This is a genomic window from Streptomyces sp. NPDC041191 (assembly GCF_055591945.1).
Map to the genome: position 1 here is coordinate 85,092 of NZ_JBVIZC010000016.1, position 23,607 is coordinate 108,698.

19 protein-coding genes and 1 pseudogene are annotated in these 23,607 nt (G+C 73.2%); 9 read left to right on the forward strand and 11 right to left on the reverse strand.

Going from position 1 to position 23,607, the window contains the following annotated elements; translation table 11 throughout:
• Positions 1-52: 52 nt before the first annotated feature.
• From ACZ6AQ_RS27180 to ACZ6AQ_RS27195, 4 genes are all read right to left on the reverse strand, one after another.
• Positions 53-712: a DUF305 domain-containing protein gene (locus tag ACZ6AQ_RS27180; protein WP_468763249.1), complete on the reverse strand. Its 660-nt coding sequence runs from the start codon at positions 710-712 to the stop codon at positions 53-55.
• 125 nt (positions 713-837) lie between these two features.
• Positions 838-1,263, reverse strand: a complete 426-nt coding sequence (locus tag ACZ6AQ_RS27185; protein ID WP_468763215.1) for a DUF6153 family protein — start codon at positions 1,261-1,263, stop codon at positions 838-840.
• A 51-nt stretch (positions 1,264-1,314) separates the two neighbouring features.
• Positions 1,315-1,659: a tetratricopeptide repeat protein gene (locus ACZ6AQ_RS27190; RefSeq protein ID WP_468763217.1), complete on the reverse strand. Its 345-nt coding sequence runs from the start codon at positions 1,657-1,659 to the stop codon at positions 1,315-1,317.
• A gap of 129 nt (positions 1,660-1,788) precedes the next feature.
• Positions 1,789-2,436, reverse strand: coding sequence for a class I SAM-dependent methyltransferase (locus ACZ6AQ_RS27195; RefSeq protein ID WP_468763219.1), 648 nt, complete (start codon positions 2,434-2,436; stop codon positions 1,789-1,791).
• Between the two features lie 594 nt (positions 2,437-3,030).
• Between ACZ6AQ_RS27195 and ACZ6AQ_RS27200 the strand changes: the two genes are divergently transcribed.
• The 5 genes from ACZ6AQ_RS27200 to ACZ6AQ_RS27220 are packed head-to-tail and all read left to right on the forward strand — an operon-like array spanning position 3,031 to position 7,347.
• A complete protein-coding gene (locus tag ACZ6AQ_RS27200; RefSeq protein WP_468763221.1) occupies positions 3,031-4,554 on the forward strand; it encodes an ATP-binding protein in 1,524 nt (507 codons plus the stop codon).
• 1 nt (position 4,555) lies between these two features.
• Positions 4,556-4,963 (forward strand): roadblock/LC7 domain-containing protein, encoded by a 408-nt coding sequence (locus ACZ6AQ_RS27205; RefSeq protein WP_388699961.1) that lies wholly within the window; start codon positions 4,556-4,558, stop codon positions 4,961-4,963.
• Positions 4,960-5,316 (forward strand): DUF742 domain-containing protein, encoded by a 357-nt coding sequence (locus ACZ6AQ_RS27210; protein WP_388699964.1) that lies wholly within the window; start codon positions 4,960-4,962, stop codon positions 5,314-5,316. Before ACZ6AQ_RS27205 ends, ACZ6AQ_RS27210 begins: the two co-directional genes overlap by 4 nt.
• Positions 5,297-5,917 carry a GTP-binding protein gene (locus ACZ6AQ_RS27215; RefSeq protein WP_388699967.1) on the forward strand — a complete coding sequence of 207 codons (621 nt, stop codon included), beginning with the start codon at positions 5,297-5,299 and terminating at the stop codon, positions 5,915-5,917. The genes ACZ6AQ_RS27210 and ACZ6AQ_RS27215 overlap by 20 nt, the downstream gene beginning before the upstream one ends.
• Entirely contained in the window at positions 5,914-7,347 is a 1,434-nt protein-coding gene (locus ACZ6AQ_RS27220; RefSeq protein WP_468763223.1) for a cytochrome P450, read from the forward strand. The genes ACZ6AQ_RS27215 and ACZ6AQ_RS27220 overlap by 4 nt, the downstream gene beginning before the upstream one ends.
• 24 nt (positions 7,348-7,371) lie before the next feature.
• Here the strand turns inward: ACZ6AQ_RS27220 and ACZ6AQ_RS27225 are convergent, their stop codons facing one another.
• The gene (locus tag ACZ6AQ_RS27225) at positions 7,372-8,406 is read right to left on the reverse strand and encodes a terpene synthase family protein (protein ID WP_468763225.1); all 1,035 of its coding nucleotides are present in this window, start codon (positions 8,404-8,406) and stop codon (positions 7,372-7,374) included.
• Positions 8,407-8,737: 331 nt separating this feature from the next.
• Between ACZ6AQ_RS27225 and ACZ6AQ_RS27230 the strand changes: the two genes are divergently transcribed.
• Positions 8,738-9,295: a PadR family transcriptional regulator gene (locus ACZ6AQ_RS27230; RefSeq protein WP_468763227.1), complete on the forward strand. Its 558-nt coding sequence runs from the start codon at positions 8,738-8,740 to the stop codon at positions 9,293-9,295.
• A gap of 62 nt (positions 9,296-9,357) precedes the next feature.
• Positions 9,358-11,082 (forward strand): acyl-CoA dehydrogenase family protein, encoded by a 1,725-nt coding sequence (locus ACZ6AQ_RS27235; protein ID WP_468763229.1) that lies wholly within the window; start codon positions 9,358-9,360, stop codon positions 11,080-11,082.
• 88 nt (positions 11,083-11,170) lie between these two features.
• Here the strand turns inward: ACZ6AQ_RS27235 and katG are convergent, their stop codons facing one another.
• Entirely contained in the window at positions 11,171-13,435 is a 2,265-nt protein-coding gene (katG, locus tag ACZ6AQ_RS27240; RefSeq protein WP_468763231.1) for a catalase/peroxidase HPI, read from the reverse strand.
• Between the two features lie 247 nt (positions 13,436-13,682).
• Here katG and ACZ6AQ_RS27245 point away from each other — a divergent pair.
• Positions 13,683-14,090, forward strand: a pseudogene (locus tag ACZ6AQ_RS27245) (Fur family transcriptional regulator); the annotation flags it as partial.
• Between the two features lie 71 nt (positions 14,091-14,161).
• Here ACZ6AQ_RS27245 and tpx read toward each other — a convergent pair.
• The 4 genes from tpx to ACZ6AQ_RS27265 form a co-directional block, all read right to left on the reverse strand.
• Positions 14,162-14,662, reverse strand: a complete 501-nt coding sequence (tpx, locus tag ACZ6AQ_RS27250; RefSeq protein WP_468763233.1) for a thiol peroxidase — start codon at positions 14,660-14,662, stop codon at positions 14,162-14,164.
• Between the two features lie 113 nt (positions 14,663-14,775).
• Positions 14,776-17,745: a hypothetical protein gene (locus ACZ6AQ_RS27255; protein ID WP_468763235.1), complete on the reverse strand. Its 2,970-nt coding sequence runs from the start codon at positions 17,743-17,745 to the stop codon at positions 14,776-14,778.
• Positions 17,746-19,608, reverse strand: a complete 1,863-nt coding sequence (locus tag ACZ6AQ_RS27260; protein WP_468763237.1) for an HSP90 family protein — start codon at positions 19,606-19,608, stop codon at positions 17,746-17,748.
• Between the two features lie 133 nt (positions 19,609-19,741).
• Positions 19,742-20,716 (reverse strand): hypothetical protein, encoded by a 975-nt coding sequence (locus tag ACZ6AQ_RS27265; RefSeq protein WP_468763239.1) that lies wholly within the window; start codon positions 20,714-20,716, stop codon positions 19,742-19,744.
• A 253-nt stretch (positions 20,717-20,969) separates the two neighbouring features.
• Between ACZ6AQ_RS27265 and ACZ6AQ_RS27270 the strand changes: the two genes are divergently transcribed.
• Complete coding sequence (locus ACZ6AQ_RS27270) at positions 20,970-22,613, forward strand: glycosyl hydrolase family 8 (protein ID WP_468763241.1); 1,644 nt, start codon at positions 20,970-20,972, stop codon at positions 22,611-22,613.
• A 91-nt stretch (positions 22,614-22,704) separates the two neighbouring features.
• Here the strand turns inward: ACZ6AQ_RS27270 and ACZ6AQ_RS27275 are convergent, their stop codons facing one another.
• On the reverse strand, positions 22,705-23,295 hold the full coding sequence (locus ACZ6AQ_RS27275) for an isochorismatase family protein (RefSeq protein ID WP_388699996.1): 591 nt from the start codon (positions 23,293-23,295) through the stop codon (positions 22,705-22,707).
• Between the last annotated feature and the right edge of the window lie 312 nt (positions 23,296-23,607).

A 23,607-nucleotide genomic window follows, 5' to 3' on the forward strand; every position in this document is an offset into this window, starting at 1 on the left:
GCCGGTGAATCCGTCCCCGGGCCGGCGCGACCGGCCCGGGAACGGCGGGACATCAGAGCCGGCCGAGGATCTTCCGCAGCTCGGCGACCTCGGCGGACTGGGTCCGCACGACGTCGTCGGCCAGCTTCCCGGCCGTGGCGTTGAGGCCGTTCCGCCGCTCGTCCTCGGCCATGGCCACCGCACCCTCGTGGTGGGCGATCATCAGCTCGGCGAAGGTGCGGTCGAACTCCTTGCCCGTGGCGGCCGCCAGCTTCTTCATGTCCTGCTCGGACATCATCCCGGCCATGCCGTGGCCGGAGCCGTGACCACCCCCGTGGCCGGCGGACTCGGGCCTGTTCCAGCCCTTGAGCCAGGCCCGCATCTTCCGGATCTCCGGGTCCTGGGCCCGCTCGATCGCGGCGACCAGCTTCCTGACGCCGGCGTCCTCGGCCCGCCCGTCGGCGAGCCGCGCCATCTCCAGTGCCTGCTCGTGGTGGGGGATCATCATCTGCGCGAACATGACGTCCGCGTCGTTGAAGGGCCCCGGAGCGGGTGCCGGGGAGGCGGCGGCCCCGGGCGCGGCGGCGGTGGCGGACGAGGAGGCGGCGGACGAGGAGGCGGACGCCGACGGGGCGGTGCCGTCCGCGCCGCAGGCGGTGAGCAGGAGCCCGGTCGCGGCGGCGGCGCCGACGAGGGCGGACGTCCGGAGGGCGCGGTTCGTGAAGACACGCATGTGCATGGGTGGTACCTCGTGTGCTGTTCGTGCGGATCGTACGGACCCGTGCGGTTCCGTACGGGGAAAAGGGCAGGCCGGAGGTGCCCACGGACAGCGCGGGGCGTCCGTGGGAGAGGGCCGGCCTATATCCGCAGGACGGACAGCCGGGCGAGGTCGGGGGGACGGCGGGGCGGAGCGTGCGGGGCCCGCACGTGCGCGAGGCGCGCCAGGAAGGGGACGAGCCGTCCGGGGCCGCGTCCCAGCGCGGCCAGGACGAGCCGCGCCAGCAGCCAGACGCCGAGGACGGCCACGCACAGGGTGCTCATGTCCGTCCCGGCGCCGGGGTCGTGCCGGGCGCCGGAGTCTCCGCCGTCGTGCCGGGCGCCGGAGTCCCCGCCGTCGTGTCCGGGTGAGGCCGCCGCAGCGGCCGTGTGCGTGCCGCCGCGGGAGCCCTCGGGGTGGCCCACGGTGTGCATCAGGAACACGCCGAGCGCGAGCACGACGACGAGCAGGAGGTGCGCCGAGGCGCCTCCCGCTCGTCGTTTCCGCCCCACCCGGTATGTCCGCACAGCCAGAACCTCCTGGCCGCGAATATACCGCGAGGGGGTATCAGAAGCGCGTCAGGACACCGTCTCGCCCGTCATAGCGGCGGCCATGCGCAGGTGCGGCGCGGCCTCCTCCGGACGGCCCAGGCGCTCCAGCGTGCGCCCGAGCATCAGCCGGGCGTAGTGTTCGACCGGGTCGCGCTCCAGGATCGTCCGCAGCTCCGTCTCGGCGCGGGAGAGCTGCGCGGAGTGGTAGTACGCACGGGCGAGGAGGAGCCGCTGGGCCGTCTGGTCCGGGTGCTCGGCGACGAGGCCGCGCAGGATGCGGACGGCGGTCCCGTACTCCTTCGCCCCGAAGAACAGCTGCGCCCGGTCCCAGCGCTCCCCGGCCGTGCCGAACTCGTAGTACGTCTCGCTCATCCGCTCTTCCCTTCCGGAGTTCCGGTACCGCCTCCCGAGAGGCGGTCGTCCGGATCAACGGGCCGGGGTAGTTGAAAATTCCACTACGCTTCCCGTCGCGTGCCGGGGGTCCGCGCGGGGCCTCCCGGACTACGCGGGCGGGCGGACGGCGTGCACGTAGAGGTGCGGCTCGGGTTCCGCCTCCGGGCCGTGCGGCCGGTACAGAGCGGTGGAGTGGTGGACCACCTCCAGCCCGGCCTCCTCCAGGACGCGCAGCTGGTCCTCGGTCGCGAGGCTGCTCACGCGGACCTCGTGCCCCATCCACACGATGTCGAGGAGCCGGACGTCCCCCGGCACGGTGGCCATCGCGAACGACCCGCCGGGGGCGACCCAGGAGGCCATCCTGGCCAGGGAGTCCGCGACCTCGGGCTGGTCCATCACCAGCAGGGGGAAGAAGGCGCACACCGCGTCGTACCCCCCGGCGGGGGGCCGGTAGGTGCGCACGTCGGCCTGTTCGAAGCGGGCGGCGGGCACCTGTCGCCGGGCCAGGCGGACCATCTCGCCCGACACGTCGATCCCGGTGACCCCGAAGCCCGCCCGGGTCAGCGCCTCCGCCGCCGGACGTCCGGTGCCGCTGCCCACGTCCAGGACACGGGCGCCGGGGGCCAGGCGCCCCGTGAGCCAGTCCAGGGCCGCGAGCTGGCCGGGGACGCCGGCGAACACCTCCTCGTACCGTGCGCCGACCTCGTCGAACACCGCCGCGGCGGACTCTCCCCGGTGCTGTGCGCCCTCGCTCACCGCACCACCTCCTCGTCCCGGTGAATACCGGTCACCGGCCCGCGGGTCCGGGGCCGTCGTGGCCCCAGGATGCCAAGGGGCGCGGGGGCGGGGGAGTCCTTCGCCCGTTTCCGCGCGCTCCGCGCCCGGCCTCCCGCGACGGTCGCGGCCCTGAGGGCCGCGCGTCAGAAAATGATCGGTTCATTGCATTTCCGATAGGGCGATCGGTCGTTTTATGGGTTCGGAATGACCGGTGGGGGTTGTACTTTCCGCAAAGTCACGCGGGGAACACGAACTGACTATGCTCCCCGATGTGTTGCGCCGCGCTCACGGCGAGTCATGGACGCCGTGGGGCGGCGAACGGAGTGCGGCTGCAAAGGGAAGCGAACAAAATCGCGATTCCGGAGTGACCCGCGGGGACCTCGTCGGAGCACATCCACCTGCCCGAACGGAGTCCGCCCCCGTTCCTCCCGGCGCATCGCGTCACCTCGGTCCGCTCATTCCAGACTGTTTAGGGACCCCTTGATGGTTCATGCAGGTTCGAATTCCAGAACCCGGCCAACCGCGGTTGACCGGACGTGGCTCCTCCCTTCGGGATTCCTGGCCGGAGCCACCGTGGCGGGGCTGCTCCTTTCCCCCGCGCAGATACGGCCGGCGGTCGCCTGGTGCGGCCTCGTCGCGGTCGTCCTGACGGCCGTCGTCTCCGCCTGGACCGCGCGCCGGCTGCGTTCGGCGGAAGCGGCCCGCCACACGCGGGCGAGGGCCGAGGCGGAGAAGTACTACGAACAGCGCGAGGCCACCCTGCTCGGGCGCCTGGCCGACCAGCTGACCACCACCGCGTGGCTCGCCGAGGAGCTGCTTCCCGCGGCCGTCACCCGCCTGCAGAGGGGCGAGGCCGCCTCGGACATCCTGCACGCCGTCGACTTCGGGAAGCACATCGACGACGAGTTCGCCGAAGCGCTCAAGGGAGCCCTGCGGACGGTGCTCGAAGCGGTGGAGGGCGAGGAGCACACGCGGGACGCCTCCCAGCGGGCCCTCGTGGCGGTCGCGCGCCGGGTCCAGGCGATCGTGCACCAGCTCGCCAAGGACCTCCACGCCATGCAGATCCTGCACGGCAACGACATCGTGGTCTCCCGCGGCCTCCAGGACGTCGACCACCGCAACGCCCTGATCGGCCGCCTCGCCGCCAGCATCGCGGTCCTGGGCGACGCCCGGCCCGGCCGCCAGTGGTCGAAGGCGATCCCGCTCTACGACGTCCTGCGCGGCGCCATGTCGCGCATCGTGGACTACCCCCGCGTCAAGCTCCAGGCGGTGGCGGAGGTGGCCGTGGTCGGTCCGGGCGCCGAACCGCTGATCCACCTGCTCGCCGAACTGCTCGACAACGCCACGTCGTTCTCGCCCCCGCACACACCGGTGGAGGTGACCGCGAACGAGGTGCCCTCCGGCGTGGCGATCGAGATCGAGGACCGCGGGGTCGGCCTCACCGAGGAGGTCCGGCAGCGCGTCGAACGCGTCATGGAGCAGTCGCGCGAGACCATCCAGCTCGCCAGCCTCGGCGAGGTGACGCAGCTCGGCCTGCCCGTCGTCAGCCGGCTGGCCCGCGAGCACGGCTGCGAGGTCCACCTGCGGACCTCCGCCTACGGGGGCGTTCGGGCCGTCGTGCTCGTCCCCCGGCGTCTCATCACCACGATGCCCCAGCCCACCATCAGGACGGGCGGGCTCGCCCGCAGGCGTGTGCCCGGCCCGGCCAGGACCGCGCCGATGCCGGCCAGGACCGCGCCGGCGCCGATCGGCAGCGCGCCGGCGCCGGCCGGGAACGCCCCGGCGCAGGCCGGAACCGCGCCCGCGCCGACCCGGCCCGCCCCGGTGCGGACCGGACCCGCGCCCGCGCAGGTGCGCGCCGTCACCGCCGCGGATTCCGGCGGGACCGGGAAGACCGTCAACGGACTTCCGCAGCGACGAAGGGAAACACCCGTCCCGCCACCGGTCGTGGTGACGTCCTCCACGCCGCCCCCCTCCCGGAGCACCTCCGGAACGGCCCCCCAGCCGGGCCTGATGTGGGAGGCGTTCAACGGAGACAAGAGATCGGGCGCCGAACCCCTCCCTTCCCCCAGCGAGCCGTCAGATGAGGACGAGTAACATGCAGCCACTGCCCAACATGGACTGGATGCTCACGGAGCTCGTGAGCAGCGTTCCGTACGTGCGACACGTGGTCGTCCTCTCGGCCGACGGCCTGTGCATCGGGCAGGCGAACACGGCGCCCGACACCGCCGACGCCATCGCCGCCGCCTGCTCCGGCATCCAGAGCCTGGCGAAGGCCATCGCCCAGATGTTCCCGCACGGGGACGGCTCGACGCGCATGGTCGGGGTGGAGGCCGACGGCGGGTACTTCTCCCTGATGGCGGCCGGCCCCGGCGCCTACCTCGCGGTCCTCGCCGACCAGGAGGTGGACGCCGGACTGCTCGGCGACCGCATGCGGACACTGGTGCTCCGGATCGGCCAGCACATGACCAGCCCGCCCCGGCAGGACGTCGGGCAGGCGATGTGACATCGGAGAACCAGAATCCCTGGGACGAAGGCACCCCCGTTCCGCTCTACGTCATCACCGGCGGTTCCGGACCCTCGGCCAAGGGCTTCGACCTGGTCACCCTCATCGCGGCGAGGGCCGTGCCCGACCCCGCGACGCAGCCCGAACAGGCGGCCATCCTCTCCCTGTGCGAGTACCCGCTCTCGGTGGCCGAACTGTCGGCGTACCTCAGCCTTCCGTTCAGCGTCGTCACCGTCCTGCTGTCCCAGCTCGTCGAGGAGGAACGGGTCGAGGCCATCGCACCCGTCCCCGTGGCGGCATACCCCGAACGCGGCCTACTGGAGGCGGTGATCCATGGACTACGCAAGCTCTGACGCCCCCGTCGCCGGCCCGCGCGGCACCGACGTGCTGCCCCACGGCTCCAGGGGGGTCAAGGTCGTGATCGTCGGCGGCTTCGGCGTCGGCAAGACCACCCTGGTCGGGACGGTGAGCGAGATCCCGCCCCTGACCACCGAGGAGACCATGACGCAGGCGGGCGTCGGGATCGACCACAACCCCGGCGCCAAGGGCAAGAACACCACGACCGTCGCGATGGACTTCGGACGGATCAGCATCAACCGCGAACTGATCCTCTACCTGTTCGGGACCCCCGGACAGGAGCGCTTCTGGTTCCTGTGGAACGGCATCTTCGAGGGCGCGCTCGGTGCCGTGGTCCTCGTCGACACCCGCAGGATCGAAGTCTGCTTCGAGGTCATCACCCGTCTCGAAGACCGCCGCGTCCCCTTCGTCGTGGCCGTCAACACCTTCCCGGAGGCCCCGCAGTACCCCCTGCCGGACCTCCGCACCGCTCTGGCCCTCGGCGAATCCGTGCCCATCGTCACCTGTGACGCACGGGACCGGGCGTCCTGCCGTGACGCCCTGCTCTCGCTGATGGACTACCTGTGCACCCTCGTCGCCGCCCAGGAGACCGCATGAACTTCCCACCCGCCGGACACACCACCGCGCACGCCGGCCAGGTCCCGCCCCCGGGCTGCCCGGCCCACGCCTCCGCCGGAACCGACGGAGCGGTCCGGCTCTACGGCACGGCGGCGGCCACGGACCCCATGGGCCTGTACGAGGAACTGCGGGCCGTCCACGGCCCGGTGGCACCCGTCCTGCTCGACGGCGACGTACGCGCCTGGCTCGTCCTGGGGTATCCGGAGAACCGGGACGTGGCCAGCCGCCCGACGCAGTTCTCCCGCGACCCCCGGGTCTGGCACGGCTGGAGGAGCGGGGAGATCGACCCCGCCACCTCGCCGCTCATGCCGATGATCGGCTGGCGCCCGGACTGCGTCTGCGCGGACGGGGAGGAGCACCAGCGTCTGCGCGGCGCGGTCACCGCCGCCCTCGGCCAGTTCGACCACCGGGGGATCCGCCGCCGCATCACCCGCTTCGCCCACCAGCTGATCGACGGGTTCTGCGAGGACGGCGAGGCCGAGCTGGTGGGGCAGTTCACCGAGCACCTGCCCATGCTCACCCTCATCCACCTGCTCGGGATGTCCGACGAGGAGAGTCCCGAACTCGTCCCCGCCGCCCGTGACCTCTTCAAGGCCACCGAGACGTCGCTCGCCAGCAACGCCTACGTCCTGGAGAGCCTCGAACGGCTCGTCGTCGCCAAACGGGCCCGCCCGGGGCACGACATCGCCTCCGCGCTGATGGCCCACCCCGCGGGCCTCACGGACGAGGAGGTCCAGCACCACCTGCGCCTCATCCTGCTCGCCGGTTACGAGACGACCGCCAACCTCATGTCCAACGTCCTGCGCATGGTCGTCACCGACCCCCGGTTCCGCGGCTCGCTGGCCGGCGGCCAGATGACCCTGCCCGAAGCGGTGGAGCAGGTCCTCTGGGACGAGCCGCCGCTGATGGTGTGTCCGGGCCGCTGGGCCAACAGCGACACCACCCTCGGCGGACAGCGGATCAGGGCGGGGGACATGCTCCTCCTCGGCCTGGCCGCCGGGAACATGGACCGGACGATCCGCCCCGACCCCGCGGCCCCGGTGCACCACAACCGGGCCCACCTGTCCTTCAGCGCCGGCACGCACGAGTGTCCCGGCCAGGACATCGGCCGCATCATCGCCGACGCGGGCATCGACATCCTGCTCACCCGGCTCCCGGACGTGGCCCTGGCCGTCCCGGAGGAGAGCCTCGACTGGCGCTCCTCCACCTGGGCCCGGCACCTCACGGCGCTGCCCGTGACCTTCTCCCCGCGCTCCCCCCGGACCCACGACGACCCGGCCCCCCTCCCGGCCCCGCCCGCCCGGAACAGCGGGGAGCCCTCGGCGCCGCCGTGGCCCGCGGCCGTGCCCCGCCCCGCGCCCCGCGCCTCCTGGTGGGCGCGCGTCAGGAGCCTCCTGCGGAGGCGGTAGGGCGACGGGGCGGGACCCGCCCCGCTACGTTTCCGGGAACGCCCCGTTCCCGGAAACGTAGCGGGGCGCCCCCGTGTACCAGGCGTGGATCCCGGAGAGGAAGCCGCAGGCGCCCCGGAGCCACGTCTCCAGCTCGGCCCGCTCGTCGGGGTCGAGGCCGGACCGCCGTACGAGCGGCGGGAGTTCGTTCCGCCGGAGGTGCTCGAACTCCCGCAGCCGGGCGTTCACCAGGTGGAAGGCGGCGGGCACGGCCTCGTGGAGGGGGATGCCCAGGGACGTCCCGACGACCAGGACCAGGTTGTTGACGTCGTTCTCCTCGTGGACCTCCCTCTCGTAGGAGGCGAGGTCGTTCGCCAGCCCCATGAAGTCCATGAAGGCGTCCAGCAGGGCCCGGACCGTCCGGTCGTGCCGGATCCGCTCGGGTATCCGCGCCCCCGTGGCCAGTTCGACGGAGTAGGGGGCGGTGTAGGCGGCGAAGCTCTCGCGCCGGAACGGGGCGTAGTCGATCAGATGGGGAACGCGGCCGCTGAGGCTGTTGGCCAGTTCCTCGACCCCCGCGTCGACGTACCGGACCAGCGCGCGGAGGAAATCGTGGCGCCAGTGCGCCAGTTCCGGCGGGAAGAGGTGCCGCCGGAGATCGACGATCCCCCGCTCGACGGCGTTCACCGGTTCCGGCAGCCGGACGTCCGGCTCGGGGCGCAGGAACGCGTGCAGCCGGGCGGTGAAGGCCCGTGCCCCGGGGAGGTCGCCGGTCTGCTTGAAGGCGGCGGCGAAGTGGTCGTCCCAGGCCAGCGTCCAGATGTTGAACCGGTGGTTCAGCCGGAGGGCGGCGAACGGGGCGTCGGGGAGGGTCCAGGCGGTCAACTGGTCGACGGTCATGGCGTGGAAGGCGGACGGGCCCCACACCCCGCGCCGTTCCGGCCCGTCCCCGTGGCCGTCCAGCATGCCCATCTCGCGGGCCCAGGTCTCGCTCTCCCCGCGCAGGTCCGGCAGGTGCGGGTTCACCCGCAGGGGATGGGGCATCCACAGCCGGGGGAGTTCGACGGCGCGCACTGTCATGGACCGACCTCTTTCTCTCCTCGGGCCGCACCGTGCGGGCGGCCCGGCCGCGGGGAGGCGGTCCGCCCGGTCGTCCCCGCCCCACCGCGGGGAGGACGGACACGCTTCCGGACGGCGTGCCGGAGCGGCATGGCGCGCCGCCCGTGCTTCCGCGTGTGAGACCCCCACTGCCGAAATCCGGACGATGCCCGTCCTGAAGCTCCCCAAACCTGCCCGCCGCACATGCCCGGCCGCCCCGCGCCCCTCCGGGCGGCGGCCGGCGAGGTGAGCCGCGTCTCATCACACCCGCCCGATCTTGCTATGCAACTCGTTGCATAGCAAGATCGGGCGCATGGCGCTCGACCACGCGATCCTCGTGTCCCTGCTCGAGAAGCCCGGGTCCGGCTACGAGCTGGCCAGGCGCTTCGAACGGTCCATCGGATACTTCTGGACCGCCACCCACCAGCAGATCTACCGCGTGCTCAAGCGCATGGAGAGCGACGGCTGGATCGATGTCCGGGACGTGCCGCAGCAGGGGCGCCCGGACAAGAAGGAGTACTCCGTCGCCGCGCCCGGACGGGACGCGCTCTCCGCGTGGCTGCACGCGCCGATCGAACCCGAGAGCGTGCGGCACGACCTCGCGGTGAAGATCCGGGGCGCCGCCTTCGACGACCCGGCCGCGCTCATCGGCGAGGTCGAACGGCACCGGCGGGCGCACACCGACCGCCTGGAGCACTACCTCGCGGGCGAGGCGCGCGACTTCCCGGCGTCCGGCGACCACGGTCCGCCCGACGCCGAGCGGGAGCTCCAGCACGCCGTGCTGCGCGGCGGCATCGCGTACGAGCGGATGATGATCGCCTGGCTGGACGACGTCCTCGTCACGCTCGCCCGCTTCGAGGCCGGGCGCTGACGCCCCGCCCCGCACCGCGGCACCCCACCCCACCCCCACCCCGAGCCGGAAAGGCGGACCTCATGGCCGACCCGCTGCTGTTCAACCCGCACACCTACGACCCCGCGCACTTCGACCCGGAGACCCGCCGGCTCCTGCGCGCCACCGTCGACTGGTTCGAGGCGCGCGGCAAGCGCCGCGTCATCGAGGACTACCGCACCCGGGCCTGGCTCGGCGACTTCCTCGCCTTCGCCGCGGAGGAGGGCCTCTTCGCCACCTTCCTCACCCCGTCCTCCGCCGCGGGCGAGGGCGAGGGCGACAAGCGCTGGGACACCGCCCGCATCGCCGCCCTCAACGAGATCCTCGGCTTCTACGGGCTCGACTACTGGTACGCCTGGCAGGTCACCGTCCTCGGCCTGGGCCCGGTGTGGCAGAGCGACAACGCCGCCGCCCGCGCCCGCGCCGCCGAACTCCTCTCGCGGGGCGAGGTGTTCGCCTTCGGCCTCTCGGAGAAGACCCACGGCGCCGACATCTACTCCACGGACATGCTGCTCACGCCCGACGGCGAGGGCGGCTTCCGCGCCACCGGTTCCAAGTACTACATCGGCAACGGCAACGCCGCCGGGCTCGTCTCCGTCTTCGGCCGCCGCACCGACGTCGAGGGCCCCGACGGCTACGTCTTCTTCGCCGCCGACAGCCGCCACGACGCGTACCACCTGGTCAAGAACGTCGTCGACTCCTCGAAGTACGTCAGCGAGTTCCGCCTGGAGGACTACCCGGTCACCGCCGAGGACGTCCTGCACACCGGCCGCGCCGCCTTCGACGCCGCCCTCAACACGGTCAACGTCGGCAAGTTCAACCTGTGCACCGCCTCCATCGGCATCTGCGAGCACGCGATGTACGAGGCCGTCACCCACGCGCGGAACCGCGTCCTGTACGGCCGGCCCGTCACCGCCTTCCCGCACGTGCGGCGCGAGCTGACCGACGCGTACGTCCGGCTCGTCGGCATGAAGCTGTTCAGCGACCGGGCCGTCGACTACTTCCGCACGGCCGGCCCCGACGACCGCCGCTACCTCCTCTTCAACCCCATGACGAAGATGAAGGTGACCACGGAGGGCGAGAAGGTCATCGACCTGATGTGGGACGTCATCGCCGCCAAGGGCTTCGAGAAGGACACCTACTTCGCCGAGGCGGCCGTGGAGATCCGGGGCCTGCCGAAGCTGGAGGGCACCGTCCACGTCAACCTGGCGCTGATCCTCAAGTTCATGCGCAACCACCTCCTCGACCCGGTCGCGTACGAGCCCGTCCCGACCCGCCTGGACGCGGCCGACGACGCGTTCCTCTTCCGGCAGGGGCCCGCCCGGGGACTCGGCTCGGTCCGCTTCCACGACTGGCGCCCCGCCTACGATGTGTACGCCCACCTGGCCAACGTCGCCCGGTTCCGCGAACAGGCCGACGCGCTCTGCGCGTTCGTCCTCGAGGCCGCTCCCGACGAGGAGCAGAGCCGTGACCTCGACCTCCTCCTCGCCGTCGGCCGGCTCTTCGCGCTGGTCGTCCACGGGCAGCTGGTCCTGGAGCGGGCCGCCCTGACCGGTCTCGACGAGGACGTGCTCGACGAGCTGTTCGCCGTCCTCGTCCGCGACTTCTCCGCGCACGCGGTCGAGCTGCACGGCAAGGACTCCGCGACCGAGCCGCAGCAGCTCTGGGCGATCGGCGCCGTCCGGCGCCCCGTCGCGGACGAGGCGCGCTCGGAGCGCGTCTGGCGGCGCGTCGAGGCGCTGTCGGGCGCGTACGAGATGAGGCCCTGAGCCTCCGGGGCCCGGGACCGGACGGGCTTCCCTCCCGGTCCCGGGCCCCGGGCCGGACGGCGGGGGAGCCGTCCGGCCCGGAAGGGGATCAGGCGAGGTCGAACCGGTCCAGGTTCATCACCTTGTCCCACGCGGAGACGAAGTCCCGCACGAACTTCTCCTTCGCGTCGTCGCTCGCGTAGACCTCGGCCACCGCGCGCAGTTCGCTGTTGGAGCCGAAGACGAGGTCGGCGCGGGTGCCCGTCCACCGGACCGTGCCGGTCGCGGTGTCGTGGGCCTCGAAGAGGTTCGGGTCCCCGGCCACCGGCTTCCAGACCGTGCCCATGTCGAGCAGGTTGACGAAGAAGTCGTTCGTCAGGGAGCCCGGGGTCGTGGTCAGGACGCCGTGCCGCGACTGCTGGTGGTTCGCGTCCAGGACGCGCAGACCACCGACGAGGACCGTCATCTCGGGGGCGCTCAGGTTCAGCAGGTTGGCCCGGTCGACCAGCAGGAACTCGGCCGGGAGGCGGTTGCCCTTGCCGAGGTGGTTGCGGAAGCCGTCCGCCTTCGGCTCCAGGGCGGCGAAGGACTCCACGTCGGTCTGCTCCTGCGAGGCGTCCACGCGGCCGGGCCGGAAGGGGACCTCGACCTCGACGCCGGCGTTCCTGGCGGCCTGCTCGACGCCCGCGGCCCCGGCCAGCACGATCAGGTCGGCCAGCGAGATCCGCCGGCCGTCGGTCCGGGAGCCGTTGAACGAGTCGCGGACGCCCTCCAGGACGCGCAGTACCGCCGACAGCCGCTCGGGGTCGTTGACCTCCCAGCCGATCTGCGGCTGGAGGCGGACGCGCGCGCCGTTGGCCCCGCCGCGCTTGTCGCTGCCCCGGAAGGAGGAGGCCGACGCCCAGGCGGTGGAAACCAGCTGGGAGACCGTCAGGTCCGTGGCGAGGACGCTCCTCTTGAGGGCGGCGACGTCCTCGGCGTCCACGAGCTCGTGGTCCACCTCGGGCAGCGGGTCCTGCCAGAGCAGCACCTCGGACGGCACCTCGGGACCCAGGTAGCGGGAGACCGGGCCCATGTCGCGGTGCGTCAGTTTGAACCAGGCCCGCGCGAAGGCGTCCGCGAACTCCTCGGGGTTCTCGTGGAAGCGCCGGGAGATCCGCTCGTACGCCGGGTCGAAGCGCAGCGACAGGTCGGTGGTCAGCATGGTCGGGGCGTGGGTCTTCGACGGGTCGTGGGCGTCCGGGACCGTGCCCGCGCCCGCGCCGTCCTTCGGCCGCCACTGGTGGGCGCCGGCGGGGCTCCTGAACAGCTCCCACTCGTAACCGAAGAGGATGTCGAAGAAGCTGTTGTCCCAGGTGGTCGGCGTGTTCGTCCAGGTCACCTCCAGGCCGCTGGTGATGGTGTCGCCGCCCTTGCCGGTGCCGTGGGAGTTCGCCCAGCCGAAGCCCATGGCCTCGATCGGCGCGGCCTCGGGGTCGTCGCCGACGCTCTCCGAGGGACCGGCGCCGTGGGCCTTGCCGAAGGTGTGCCCGCCCGCGACGAGCGCGACCGTCTCCTCGTCGTTCATCGCCATCCGGCGGAAGGTCTCCCGGATGTCGCGGGCCGCCGCGACCGGGTCCGGATTGCCGTTCGGGCCTTCGGGGTTGACGTAGATGAGGCCCATCTGCACCGCGCCGAGCGGTTCCTCCAGCTCGCGGTCGCCGGTGTAGCGCTCGTCGTCGAGCCAGGCGGTCTCGGGGCCCCAGTACACGTCCTCGTCGGGCTCCCACACGTCCTCGCGGCCGCCGGCGAAGCCGAACGTCCTGAGGCCCATCGACTCCAGGGCGACGTTGCCGGCGAGGATCAGGAGGTCGGCCCAGGAGAGGTTCCGGCCGTACTTCTTCTTGACCGGCCACAGCAGCCGGCGGGCCTTGTCCAGATTGACGTTGTCGGGCCAGCTGTTGAGGGGGGCGAAGCGCTGCTGGCCGGCGCCGGCGCCGCCGCGGCCGTCGGTGATGCGGTACGTTCCCGCGCTGTGCCAGGCCATCCGGACCATGAGGGGGCCGTAGTGGCCGAAGTCGGCGGGCCACCAGTCCTGCGAGGTCGTGAGCACCTCGGCTATGTCCCGCTTGACGGCCGGGAGGTCGAGGCTCCCGAACGCCTCGGCGTAGTCGAAGTCCTCGCCCAGCGGGTTGGCCACGGCGGGGTTCTTGGCCAGGATCTTCAGGTTCAGCCGGTTCGGCCACCACTGGTTGTTGCCGCCGCCCTGGGTCGGGTGGGCGGCGCGGCCGTGCGCGACCGGGCAGCCGCCTCCGGCTTCGTCCAGCTTCGCGTCCACGACGATGGCGTCGTGGTTCTCGGGGGCCTCGTTCTCGGACACGCGGTTCTCAGACATCGGAATCCTTCCGGACCTGGCGGACAACAGTGCTCAGGAAGGGGGATCGGCGGAGCGGTCGGGCCGGGTCCGGAGAGCCGTCCCGCCCCCGGTCCCCGCCGCGCTGACGTCTTCCTGTCCCTTGGCCATCAACGGAAGCGATCCTACGATGGACCTTGTCCAAGTCAAGATCGATGTCACGTCATTGTTTGGGGAGGGCCTGCCGGGCACCGGCGGCCCCGCGCCGAAGCCGAAGAGGTGAACCGACATGAGCGACCTGCTGGAACGGCTGCGATCCCGGGGCTGGCGGATGACGTCCCAGCGGCGGGTGGTCGCGGAGGTCCTGGCCGGCGACCACGTGCACCTCACGGCGGACGAGGTGCACGCGCGGGCGGCCGAACGGCTGCCGGAGATCGCGCGGGCGACGGTCTACAACACCCTCGGCGAACTCGTCGCCCTGGGGGAGGTCGTGGAACTCCCCACGGACGGACGGGCCAAGCGCTACGACCCGAACGCGCACCGGACGCACCAGCACCTGGTCTGCTCGGGCTGCGGGACCATCCGGGACGTCCACCCGACGGGGGACCCGCTGGCCGCGCTGCCGGCCGGGGAACGGTTCGGCTTCGCCGTGGAGAAGGCCGACGTGACCTACCGGGGCCTGTGCCCGGACTGCGCGGGAGCGGGCGCGCACGACGGGAGGGGCCCGTCGCCCGCGAAGGCGGCGGACCCCTCCGGGGACGGCGGCGGTCAGCCCAGGACGGCCAGCGCCTCGTCGTAGGAGGGCTCGTCCGCGATCTCGTCCACGAGCCGCGCGTACAGGACCGTGTCGTCCTCGTCCAGGACGACGACCGCGCGGGCGGTCAGACCCGCCAGCGGGCCGTCCGCGATGTCCACGCCGTAGTCGGCGTGGAACGCGCGGCCGCGCAGCGTCGAGAGGGTCGTGACGTTCTCCAGGCCCTCGGCGCCGCAGAAGCGCGCCTGGGCGAAGGGCAGGTCGGCGGAGACGCAGAGCACCACCGTGTTCTCCAGCTCCCCCGCCCTCTTGTTGAACGCGCGGACCGAGGAGGCGCACGTCGGGGTGTCGACGCTCGGGAAGATGTTGAGGACCTTGCGCTTCCCGGCGAAGTCCCCGAGCGACGTGTCGGTCAGCCCTGCGCCGACGAGCGTGAAACCGGGTGCCCGGCTGCCGGGGGACGGCAGCGCGCCGTCCACCCGCACCGGGCTGCCCTTCAGCGTGACCTGGGCCATGGGGATCTCCTTCGGACGTACGAGTGACAACGGAGGGAATCGTACGGAGTCCGGGCCGCCCGCGCGGTCGCGGCCCGTGGGCGGGCGGCCGGAACCGGCCGCCCGCCGGGGCCTCAGTCCCGGGGCCGCGCCAGGTACTCCTGCCGCAGGGCGTCCAGGACGCGCGCCGCCTCGGGGTGGCCCGCCTTCCGGCAGCGCGCCGCCGCCGCCGTCAGCCGGACGACGGCGTCGCCGGGCCGGCCGAGGCCGTTCCCCTCGACCAGGGCGGCGAACCGGACCGCCTCGGCCCTGGGCAGCTCGCCCTCCTCCCCGCCCTCCTCGTGGGCGGCGACCGCCGCCTCGGCCTCGGCCAGGGCCTCCTCGAAGCGCTCCGCCTCCACCAGGACGCGGGCCCGCCGGTAGCGCACCTCGCCGCGCTCGTACCAGACGGCGAAGTCCTCGGCCTCCTCCACGAGTCCGGCCAGGACCGCGTCGGCCCGCTCCAGGTGGCCGAGGGCCGCCTCCACCCCCTCCCGGCCCCGCGCCGCCACCGTGAGGCGGGCGAACTCGCGCGCCATCAGCGCGACCAGGGGCGGGTTCGGCGCCTCGGCGTGCGCGGCGAACGCACGCGCGTACGCGGTGTCCGCCGCGTCCCAGCGGTCGGCAAGCGCCAGCGTGGTCGCCGTCTCCGCCGCCACCAGGGTGCGGATCGGACCGTCCTCCTCCCACCCGGCGACCGTGTCCGCGAGCCGCAGGAACTCCTCGGCGGCGGGCAGGTGCTCGTCGAGGTCCCGCAGACCCCGCGCCAGGGACAGCCGCACCTGGGCCGCCATCCGCTCGTCGAGGGAGGAGGCCGCCCCGTGGGAGAGGACCGACTCCAGGACGGCGACGGCGTCCGCCTGCCGCCCCGCGCGCGTCAGCACGTCCGCGAGCCGGAGCCGTACGTCCGTGGCCTCCCCGGGCTCCCCGTCCTGGTCGAACCGGGCGGCCGCCTCGGAGAGGTGGCGCACGGCGCCCGTGAAGTCCCCGAGGTGCGAGGCCGCGTGGCCGAGCAGGGCGTACGTCGGAGCCAGCGGGAAGTCCGCGTCGTCGTACCGGACCGCGTCCGCGATCGCCCGGTGCAGCAGCTCCACCGCCTCCGCGGGCTCCTGCCGGGCCAGCGCGAACTGGGCGAGCAGGGCACGCGGGCGCGCGCCGCGCCAGGGCCGCTCCGAGGCGTCGACGTCCGCCAGGGCCGCGCGCAGCTCCGATTCGGCGAGGGCCGTGTCGCCCCGCCGCCCGGCCACGTCCGCGACGAACTGGCGCGCGTTGGCCACCTGGTGGGGGACGGACAGGCGCTCCGCCTCGGCCCGCATCGTCCGCGCGGACTCCTCGAACCGCTCCAGGACGGCCGCGGGGACCTCCGGCATCCGCCGCATCACCTCCTGGTACGCGGCGAAGGTGTGGGCGTACAGCACGGTGAGGTACTTCAGGACGCGCTCCGCCGCCGCCTCGTCACCGGCCCCGCCCTCCCCGCCGGCCGGGGGAGCCTCCTTCCCGAGGCGCTCCGCCTCGCGCAGCGCCTCGTCGAGACGGACCCGGGCGGTCTCGGCCGCCGCGCCGCCCCCCTCCTCCGCCGTGTCCCCGCCGGCGGCTCCGGCGGCGTTCGCCCACGCCTGGGCCCGGGCGGCGAGGGAGTGCCACGGCATCCCGAGCCGCTCGTAGAGCGCGGCGGCCTCCTCCAGCTCCGTGACGCCCTCCGCGTCCCGGCCCTCCCGCGCGTGCGTCTGCGCGCGCCACACCGCCAGTTCGGCCCGCAGCAGGTCCTCGGGGCCGAGCCGTTCGTCGTGCGCGGCGGAGCCGTCGGCGATCCTCCCGGAGACGCGGGACCAGAGCCTGTCGGCCCCGGGGTGCCCCCGGCGCGCCATGCTCCGCGCCTCGCGCACCAGGGCGGCGAAGTCCTCCGGCACCCCGGGAACGGCGACCGCCGGGACCGCGCCCGCGGGGGTGCGGGTGGCGGCGGCCGTCCGCAGTCCGAGCGGCAGCGGCTCGTCGAGCAGCGGCCGCCGCCCGAGACGCCGCCGGCGGCGGTCCCCGACGGCCGTGGTGCCGTTGCGCGCGTCGAAGGCGGCGGCGAGCCGGTCCGCCTCGGCGCGGACGTGCGCGAGCAGGCCGCCCGCCGTCCAGTTCCGGCCGGGCGGACCGGCGACGGGGGTCTCCTCGTGTCCGTCCTCCACGAGCCGGGCGAGCAGCACCTCCACGCCGGTGAGGAAGCCCAGCCGGTCCAGGGGCGCCCCGGTCGCCCCGAACAGCGGACGGTTCTCCGCGAGGACTTCGAGGCCCCGGCCCTCGTTGCGCGAGAGGGCGCAGAACTCCAGGTGCAGGCCGACCTCGTGCTGCATGCCGGTGTTGCCCCGGACCCGCCGGTAGCCGGTGAGGTGGTGGGAGCGGGCCTCGTCCGTACGGCCCAGGCGCAGCAGCGGCAGCAGGGCACGCGCCTGGCTCATCTGCGGTTCCTCGCTGCAGGACCGCGAGCCGTCGAGGACCGGCCCCCAGACATCGAGGGCCGCCGCGTCGTCCCCCGCCGCCACGCGGTACGAGGCGTGGTGCCGGATCTCGCACGCCTCGCAGTCGCTCAGGTCGGTACGGGGCCGGGTGGCCCACAGGTCGTAGGCGTCGGGGACGCCCGTCCCGGTGTGGGCGGCGACCTGGTACCGCATGGCCGCCACCGGCTGCATGCCGTGCCCGGCCTCCTCGTACCGGTCCCGCATCCGGTCGATCCAGCCGTGCACGGTGTCCAGCGGCACCTCCGGCACCTGGAGCAGGGACGTCGTCACCCACTTGAAGCGCCAGAAGACCTGGTGGGCCTCCCACGGGCTGAAGGCGTCCGGCGCGGTGTCCCACAGCTGGAGCAGCCGGGCGAAGACCACGGGGGACTTGCGCTGCTCGCCGGTGAACTCGTACGCCGTCATCAGCTCCAGGAGGGCCGTGACGAGGGTGTCGGGCTCCTCGAAGACCCCGGCGGCCTCGACCAGCTCCTCGGCGGTGACGGTCCGGTGCGTCCCGTGGGGACGCTCGTGGTTCTCGCGCAGCGCCTCGACGACGGCCTCGGGCGTGTCCAGCATCTACCGTTCCTTCCGGGGCTCGGAGCCGGGCGCCGCCGCGTCCGGACGGTGCATGGCATGGGTCAGCAGGCCGATGAAGGCCCGGTTGAGCAGCGCGCTCTCGCTCGCCCGCAGGGGGCGGCGGCTGAGCAGCAGCGCCTGGCCGTAGAGCGCTTCGGCGGTGGTCACGGCGAGGCCGCGCTCACCGATCGTGATCGCCTGGCGGACCAGCGGGTTGAGGTGGTTCAGGACGAGCTGGGCGCGCGGGGTCTCCTGGCGCAGCGAGCCGAGGATGTCGGCCCACAGGCCGTCGCCGTCGGCCGCCAGGCCGGCCCGCGTCCGCTCGTGGCGCGCCTCCCGGTTGTCGAGGAGGAGGGCGGGCGCGGTGACCGGCTGGAAGTCGCGCAGGACGACGTCGCAGTCGTGCGCGCCGATCGTCTCCCGGGCGACCGCGAGGAAGGCGGCCGCCCGCAGTTCGGCGGCCGGTTCCACGGCGTCCAGGTGCGCGGTGACCGTGGCCGGGTCGAGGTCCGTGACGGACGTGCCCGGACGGACCTCGGGCAGCCGGTGCACCAGGTCGCGGTCGTAGGTGTAACCGCCGTTGACCACGCCCAGGCCGGCGGCCGAGGCGATGGGGGCGACCTGGCGGAACTCCTCGACGCTCCGGGTGACCAGGACCGCCGGGTGCGCCCGCGCGAACTCCTCCAGGGTCACGTTGCCGTCGGTGGTCTCGAACGGCAGCCACGGCAGCACGACGCGCAGCAGCTCGTCGTCGTACCGGGCGAGCGCCTTGACCGCCAGGTGGTGGGTGTCGATGAAGCGGTGGAGCAGCGCCGGGTCGCTGGCGGCGAGCCCGGTGAGCCAGTCGCGGATCCGGTCGCCCAGGGCGTCCCGTACGGCGGACAGCGTGCCGTCCTCGTACAGCGACTCCCGGGACGCGGTGGGCCGCAGGCTGGTCGTGTCGACCACGCAGCGCACGAAGAACGCCCATTCCGGGAGGAGTTCGGGCGCCTTGTCGGTGAGGAGCATGCCCTTGAGGTGGACCCGGTGCCCCGCGCGCTGTGCCGGGCTCACCGCCGTCGGCAGCACGTACGCGACCCCGCGCAGGCCGGCCGCCGGAAGGTCCAGCTCGATGCTGTCGAGCGGGGTGAAGTCGAAGAGGTCGCGGCAGTACGCGGTGAGGGCCTCGCGGCGCGCCAGCGGGGAGCGGTGGCTCCGCTCCCACGGCGGTGCCTCGTCGATCCGGTGCGCCTCGCCCCGGGAGTCGACGACGGTGACCTCGTGCCGCAGGAGCCCGCCGTAGTGCCGGGCCAGCCGGACGACCTCTCCCGGGCTCGTCCACTCGGCGTTGTCGGCACGCGGCACGAGCCGGACGGTCGTGCCCGGCGCGGGCGCCTCCGACGCGGGCAGGTTCCGGATGGTGTAGCGGCCGTCGGAGTGGCCGCGCCACTCCACGGCGGGCGCCGACGGGTCCGCGGCGGACCGGCTGACCACCGTGATCTCGTCGGCCACGACGAAGCAGGCGAGCAGACCGATGCCGAACTGGCCGATGAACTCCCCGCGGGCGGCGTCGAGTCCGGCGCCGTCCAGGGCGCCGTCGGGGGTCCGCTTGGAGCTGCGTCCGATGGTGGCGAGGAACCGGTGGACGTCCGCCTCGGTCAGGCCGACGCCGGTGTCCGTGACGGTGAGCGTGTCGCCCGTGCGCACGGTGATGGTGCCGGGTGCGGCGGGGTCGAGAGCCTGCCGGGCGGTGATGGCGTCCACGGCGTTCTGGAGCAGCTCCCGCAGGTAGACGCGGGGACTGGAGTAGAGGTGGTGGGAGAGCAGGTCGACCAGACCGCGCAGGTCGACCTGGAAGGTGTGCGCTGACTCGGAAGGAGACACCTGGGGAAGTCTTTCGGTGAACGCGCCCGTGCCGACGGGCGGGAGGAAGGGGGAGGAGAGGGGCGGAGTAGGGAAGGGTGCGGAGGCAAGGGTGCGGAGGAGGGGCGGCGGTCGCGCCGGCCGACCCGCCGGTTCAGCGGCCGGCCGACGAACGCCGCTCCCGGTAGGCCGCGACGGGGTCGGAACCGTCCAGGTAGGACCAGGGGAACTCGGTGACCCGTCCCTCGGTGGCGCGGAAGCACTCCCGCGCGGCCTCGCGGTCCCCGGCGAGCGAGAAGGCCATGGCGAAGCTGTTGAGCACCTGGAGCCGGCCGCTCCGGCGGACGGAGTCCGGGTGCCGGTAGGAGTGGTCCGCGGCCTCGTGCAGGGACGCCACCACGTCGGGCCGGCGGATGTGGGCGGCGTCCGGTCCCGGGTCGAGGGAGAGCCACTCCTCCAGGTGCGCGACCGCGACGAGCTGGCCGAGGAGCGTCCCGGCGGGCGCGCCGAACGCCGACGCGCGCGCGAAGGCGTGCATCTCCTCGTGCGATCCGCCCCACTTCTCGCAGACCTGCTGCAACTGCTGCTGGTGCGCCCCCAGGTGGTGCGGGGAACGCCGCACCGTCGCCTCGAACCGGCGCCGTGCGACCTCCGGTCCGACCTCCAGGCCGCGCCCGCTCACCTGGAGGCAGTACCAGGGCGAGGCCCATCCCGGTTCGCGCTCCGCCGCCTCGTACAGATGGCGTTCGGCCGTGCGCAGTCGCGCGTGGAAGGTCTCGAACCGCTCCCGCGAGACGTCTTTGGCGCGTGCCGCGGTCCGGGCCTCCCAGCCCCGGCTGACGTGGCGGAGGCCCGCCACGAGCCGGGGCAGCGCCGCCTCCGGTTCCGCTTCGATCACCCCGGTGATCCACTCCTCCACGCCGGCGGTGTCGCAGACCGCCCACAGGAGGTCCGTCCGGCCCTCGCTCTCGGGACGCGCTTCGAGCACCTCCCGCACGGTGGCCCAGTCCGCCGCCGCGGCCGCTTCGCGGACGCGGGCCGCTTCGGGATCCTCGTCCTCCTCCAGCCGCGCGACGGGCCGCCCCGTCCTCTTCCCCAGCGCGAGCCCCCACGTACGGAGCAACGCCATGTCCCCACCCCTTGCCGTGTGCGAACGGGGCGGCGGTGATCGTCCGTCCCGTGGGGGTAGTGACTATCACGCGGGTACGACAGTCGCACATCCGTTTCCCGGCCGGGCCGCCCGCGATCGCCCTCTCCCGACCGCCGGCCGCTCCCCGTCCCCTCGCGCGCGGGGTCTTGCGCGGAAGCCCGGCCCTCTCTACCCTCCGCCGATGGTTAGGAAATATTCCTAACCAACATCCCTGAAGAGAAAGGGAGTTGGCATGCGTCGACGAAGCGTCTCGCTTCTCGGACTCGCGGGCCTGCTGGCGTTGCCCCTGACGGTCCTGCCGGAGGCGCGGGCCGCCGACGGCCCGGTGTCCACCGGAAAGCCGGTGACGGCCTCGTCCGTCGAGACCTCGGCCTTCGGCGCCGGGCTCGCGGTGGACGGCGACACGAGCACCCGCTGGGCGAGCCTCGAAGGGATCGACCCGCAGTGGATCCGCGTCGACCTCGGGGCCCCTCACACGATCTCCCGCGTGAAGCTGAACTGGGAGGCCGCGTACGGCAAGGCGTACCGCATCCAGACCTCGGCCGACGGGACCACCTGGAACGACGTCTACTCCACCACCACCGGCGACGGGGCGGTCGACGACCTGACGGTCTCCGGCAGCGGCCGGTACGTCCGGATGTACGGGACCGGGCGGGGCACCCCGTACGGCTACTCCCTCTGGGAGTTCGAGGTGTTCGGCGCGCCGTCCTCCGGGGGCGGCGGCGGAACGGCCGTCCCCTTCGGCAGCCACCTCAAGCCGTACGCCGCCGGGACGCTGAAGCCCTCCGGCGCGCAGGCCGTGCTCGACCAGAAGGTCGTCGACTACTACAACAGGTGGAAGGCCGCCTTCGTCCGGCAGAACTGCGGCAACGGCTGGTACCAGGTCTACTCGCCCGACGCCGACCACCCGTACGTCGCCGAGGCCCAGGGGTACGGCATGGTCGTGGCCGCCACCATGGCGGGCGCCGACCCGGACGCGAAGAAGATCTTCGACGGACTCGTCAAGTGGAAGATCGACCACCCCTCCTCCGTCAACCCGGACCTGCTCGCGGCCGAACAGAACGCGGACTGCGTGAGCGTCTCCGGCGGCGACGGCGCCACCGACGGGGACATGGACGTGGCCTACGGCCTGCTCCTCGCCGACAAGCAGTGGGGGAGCACCGGCACGTACAACTACAAGGCCCTCGCGCTCAAGCACATCGCCGCGATCAAGAAGGACGAGCTCAACCCGACGACCAGGCTCCTGAAGCTGGGCGACTGGAGCAGCGCCGGCGACCAGTACTACTACGTCTCCCGCACCTCGGACTGGATGGTCGACCACTTCCGCGCCTTCCGCGCGGCCACGGGCGACACCACCTGGGACGCCGTGCGCACCGCGCACCAGAACCAGATCACCCGCCTCCAGTCCACGTACGCCTCCGGCACCGGACTCCTGCCCGACTTCGTCGTCAACACCGACACCACGCCCAAGCCCGCCCCGGGCAAGGTGCTGGAGCACGACAACGACGGCTTCTACTGGTGGAACGCCTGCCGTACGCCGTGGCGCATCGCGGACGACGCGGTGACCAGCGGAGACGCCACGTCCCTCGCGGCGGCGCGGAAGCTCAACGGCTGGATCAAGACGAAGACCGGCGGCGACCCGAACAGAATCGGCATCGGCTACAAGCTCAACGGCACCCAGATCTCCTCCGGCAGCGAGGCCGCCTTCTTCGCCCCGTTCGCCGTGGCGGCGATGACCGACCCGGGCAGCCAGGCGTGGCTGGACGCCCTGTGGAACAAGATGCTGAACACGCCCGTCGACACCAGCAGCTACTTCTCGGCGAGCATCCAGCTGCAGGTCATGATCACGGCCTCGGGCAACCACTGGGTCCCGTAGCCGTACGGACGGAGTCCCGGAACGGCGCCCCGGGACGGCGAAGCGGTGGGCCCCGACACCCGTCGGGGCCCACCGCCTCGTTTCCGGCAGGTCAGACGAGCACCACCGGCTTGCCGCTGAGCTCCACGCCCGCCGCCCGCAGCTCGTCGAGCGCGCGGTCGGTGGTGGCCTCCGTGACCCCGACCGTGTGGTCGAGGAGGACGCGCACGTCGAAGCCCGCCCGGATCCCGCCGAGCGCGGTGGCCTTCACGCAGTGGTCCGTGCCGATCCCGACGACGTCGATGCCGTCGACCGCGCGGGCGCGCAGCCACTCGTCCAGCGGCGTCCCGCTCTCGGTGGCTCCCTCGAAACCGCTCTTGGAGGCGGAGTGGGCGCCCTTGAAGAAGACCTCCTCCACGGCGCCGGAGGCGACGACGGGTGCGAAGTCCGGGTGGAACTCGGCCCCCTCGGTACCGGCGACGCAGTGGACGGGGAAGGAGTCCTCGAAGTCCGGCTCGTCCGAGAAGTGGTCGCCCGGGTCGACGTGGTGGTCCCGCGTGGCGACGACGTGCGCGTACCGGCCGTCCGTGCTCCGGATCAGCTCGGCGATGGCGGCGGCCCGGTCGGCCCCGCCCCTCACGGGGAGGACGCCGCCCTCGCACAAGTCCTTCTGCACATCGACGACGATCAGGGCACGGCGCACGGGAGCGGCCTTTCCTCGGGGGGTGGAAGAAGTCGCTCCATGGTCGCCTCTCCACCGGCCGCCGGGCGAGGCGCGCGCCCGCTGTTCACCCGATGGGGATCATGGAACGGGGTCTCCGCCCGAAGGACCGTTCCGCCGTGCTCCGCGGGGGCGCCCGGTGCCGGCGTCCGCGACCGGCGCGCGGGCCGTGACCGGCGGTTCCGCCGGCGGGGAGGGCTCAGTGGTCCGTGGGGGTGTCGGTGAGGAGGGCGGTTTTGAGGTCTTTGAGGATGCGGGTGAGGAGTCGGGAGACTTGCATTTGGGAGAGGCCGA

Excerpts from the sequence above, each read along its gene's own strand:
- ACZ6AQ_RS27180 (WP_468763249.1), bottom strand. The coding sequence starts at position 712 with ATGCGTGTCTTCACGAACCGCGCCCTCCGGACGTCCGCCCTCGTCGGC.
- ACZ6AQ_RS27190 (WP_468763217.1), bottom strand. The coding sequence starts at position 1,659 with ATGAGCGAGACGTACTACGAGTTCGGCACGGCCGGGGAGCGCTGGGAC.
- ACZ6AQ_RS27205 (WP_388699961.1), top strand. The coding sequence starts at position 4,556 with ATGCAGCCACTGCCCAACATGGACTGGATGCTCACGGAGCTCGTGAGC.
- ACZ6AQ_RS27215 (WP_388699967.1), top strand. The coding sequence starts at position 5,297 with ATGGACTACGCAAGCTCTGACGCCCCCGTCGCCGGCCCGCGCGGCACC.
- ACZ6AQ_RS27220 (WP_468763223.1), top strand. The coding sequence starts at position 5,914 with ATGAACTTCCCACCCGCCGGACACACCACCGCGCACGCCGGCCAGGTC.
- ACZ6AQ_RS27225 (WP_468763225.1), bottom strand. The coding sequence starts at position 8,406 with ATGACAGTGCGCGCCGTCGAACTCCCCCGGCTGTGGATGCCCCATCCC.
- ACZ6AQ_RS27230 (WP_468763227.1), top strand. The coding sequence starts at position 8,738 with ATGGCGCTCGACCACGCGATCCTCGTGTCCCTGCTCGAGAAGCCCGGG.
- ACZ6AQ_RS27235 (WP_468763229.1), top strand. The coding sequence starts at position 9,358 with ATGGCCGACCCGCTGCTGTTCAACCCGCACACCTACGACCCCGCGCAC.
- katG (WP_468763231.1), bottom strand. The coding sequence starts at position 13,435 with ATGTCTGAGAACCGCGTGTCCGAGAACGAGGCCCCCGAGAACCACGAC.
- tpx (WP_468763233.1), bottom strand. The coding sequence starts at position 14,662 with ATGGCCCAGGTCACGCTGAAGGGCAGCCCGGTGCGGGTGGACGGCGCG.
- ACZ6AQ_RS27255 (WP_468763235.1), bottom strand. The coding sequence starts at position 17,745 with ATGCTGGACACGCCCGAGGCCGTCGTCGAGGCGCTGCGCGAGAACCAC.
- ACZ6AQ_RS27265 (WP_468763239.1), bottom strand. The coding sequence starts at position 20,716 with ATGGCGTTGCTCCGTACGTGGGGGCTCGCGCTGGGGAAGAGGACGGGG.
- ACZ6AQ_RS27270 (WP_468763241.1), top strand. The coding sequence starts at position 20,970 with ATGCGTCGACGAAGCGTCTCGCTTCTCGGACTCGCGGGCCTGCTGGCG.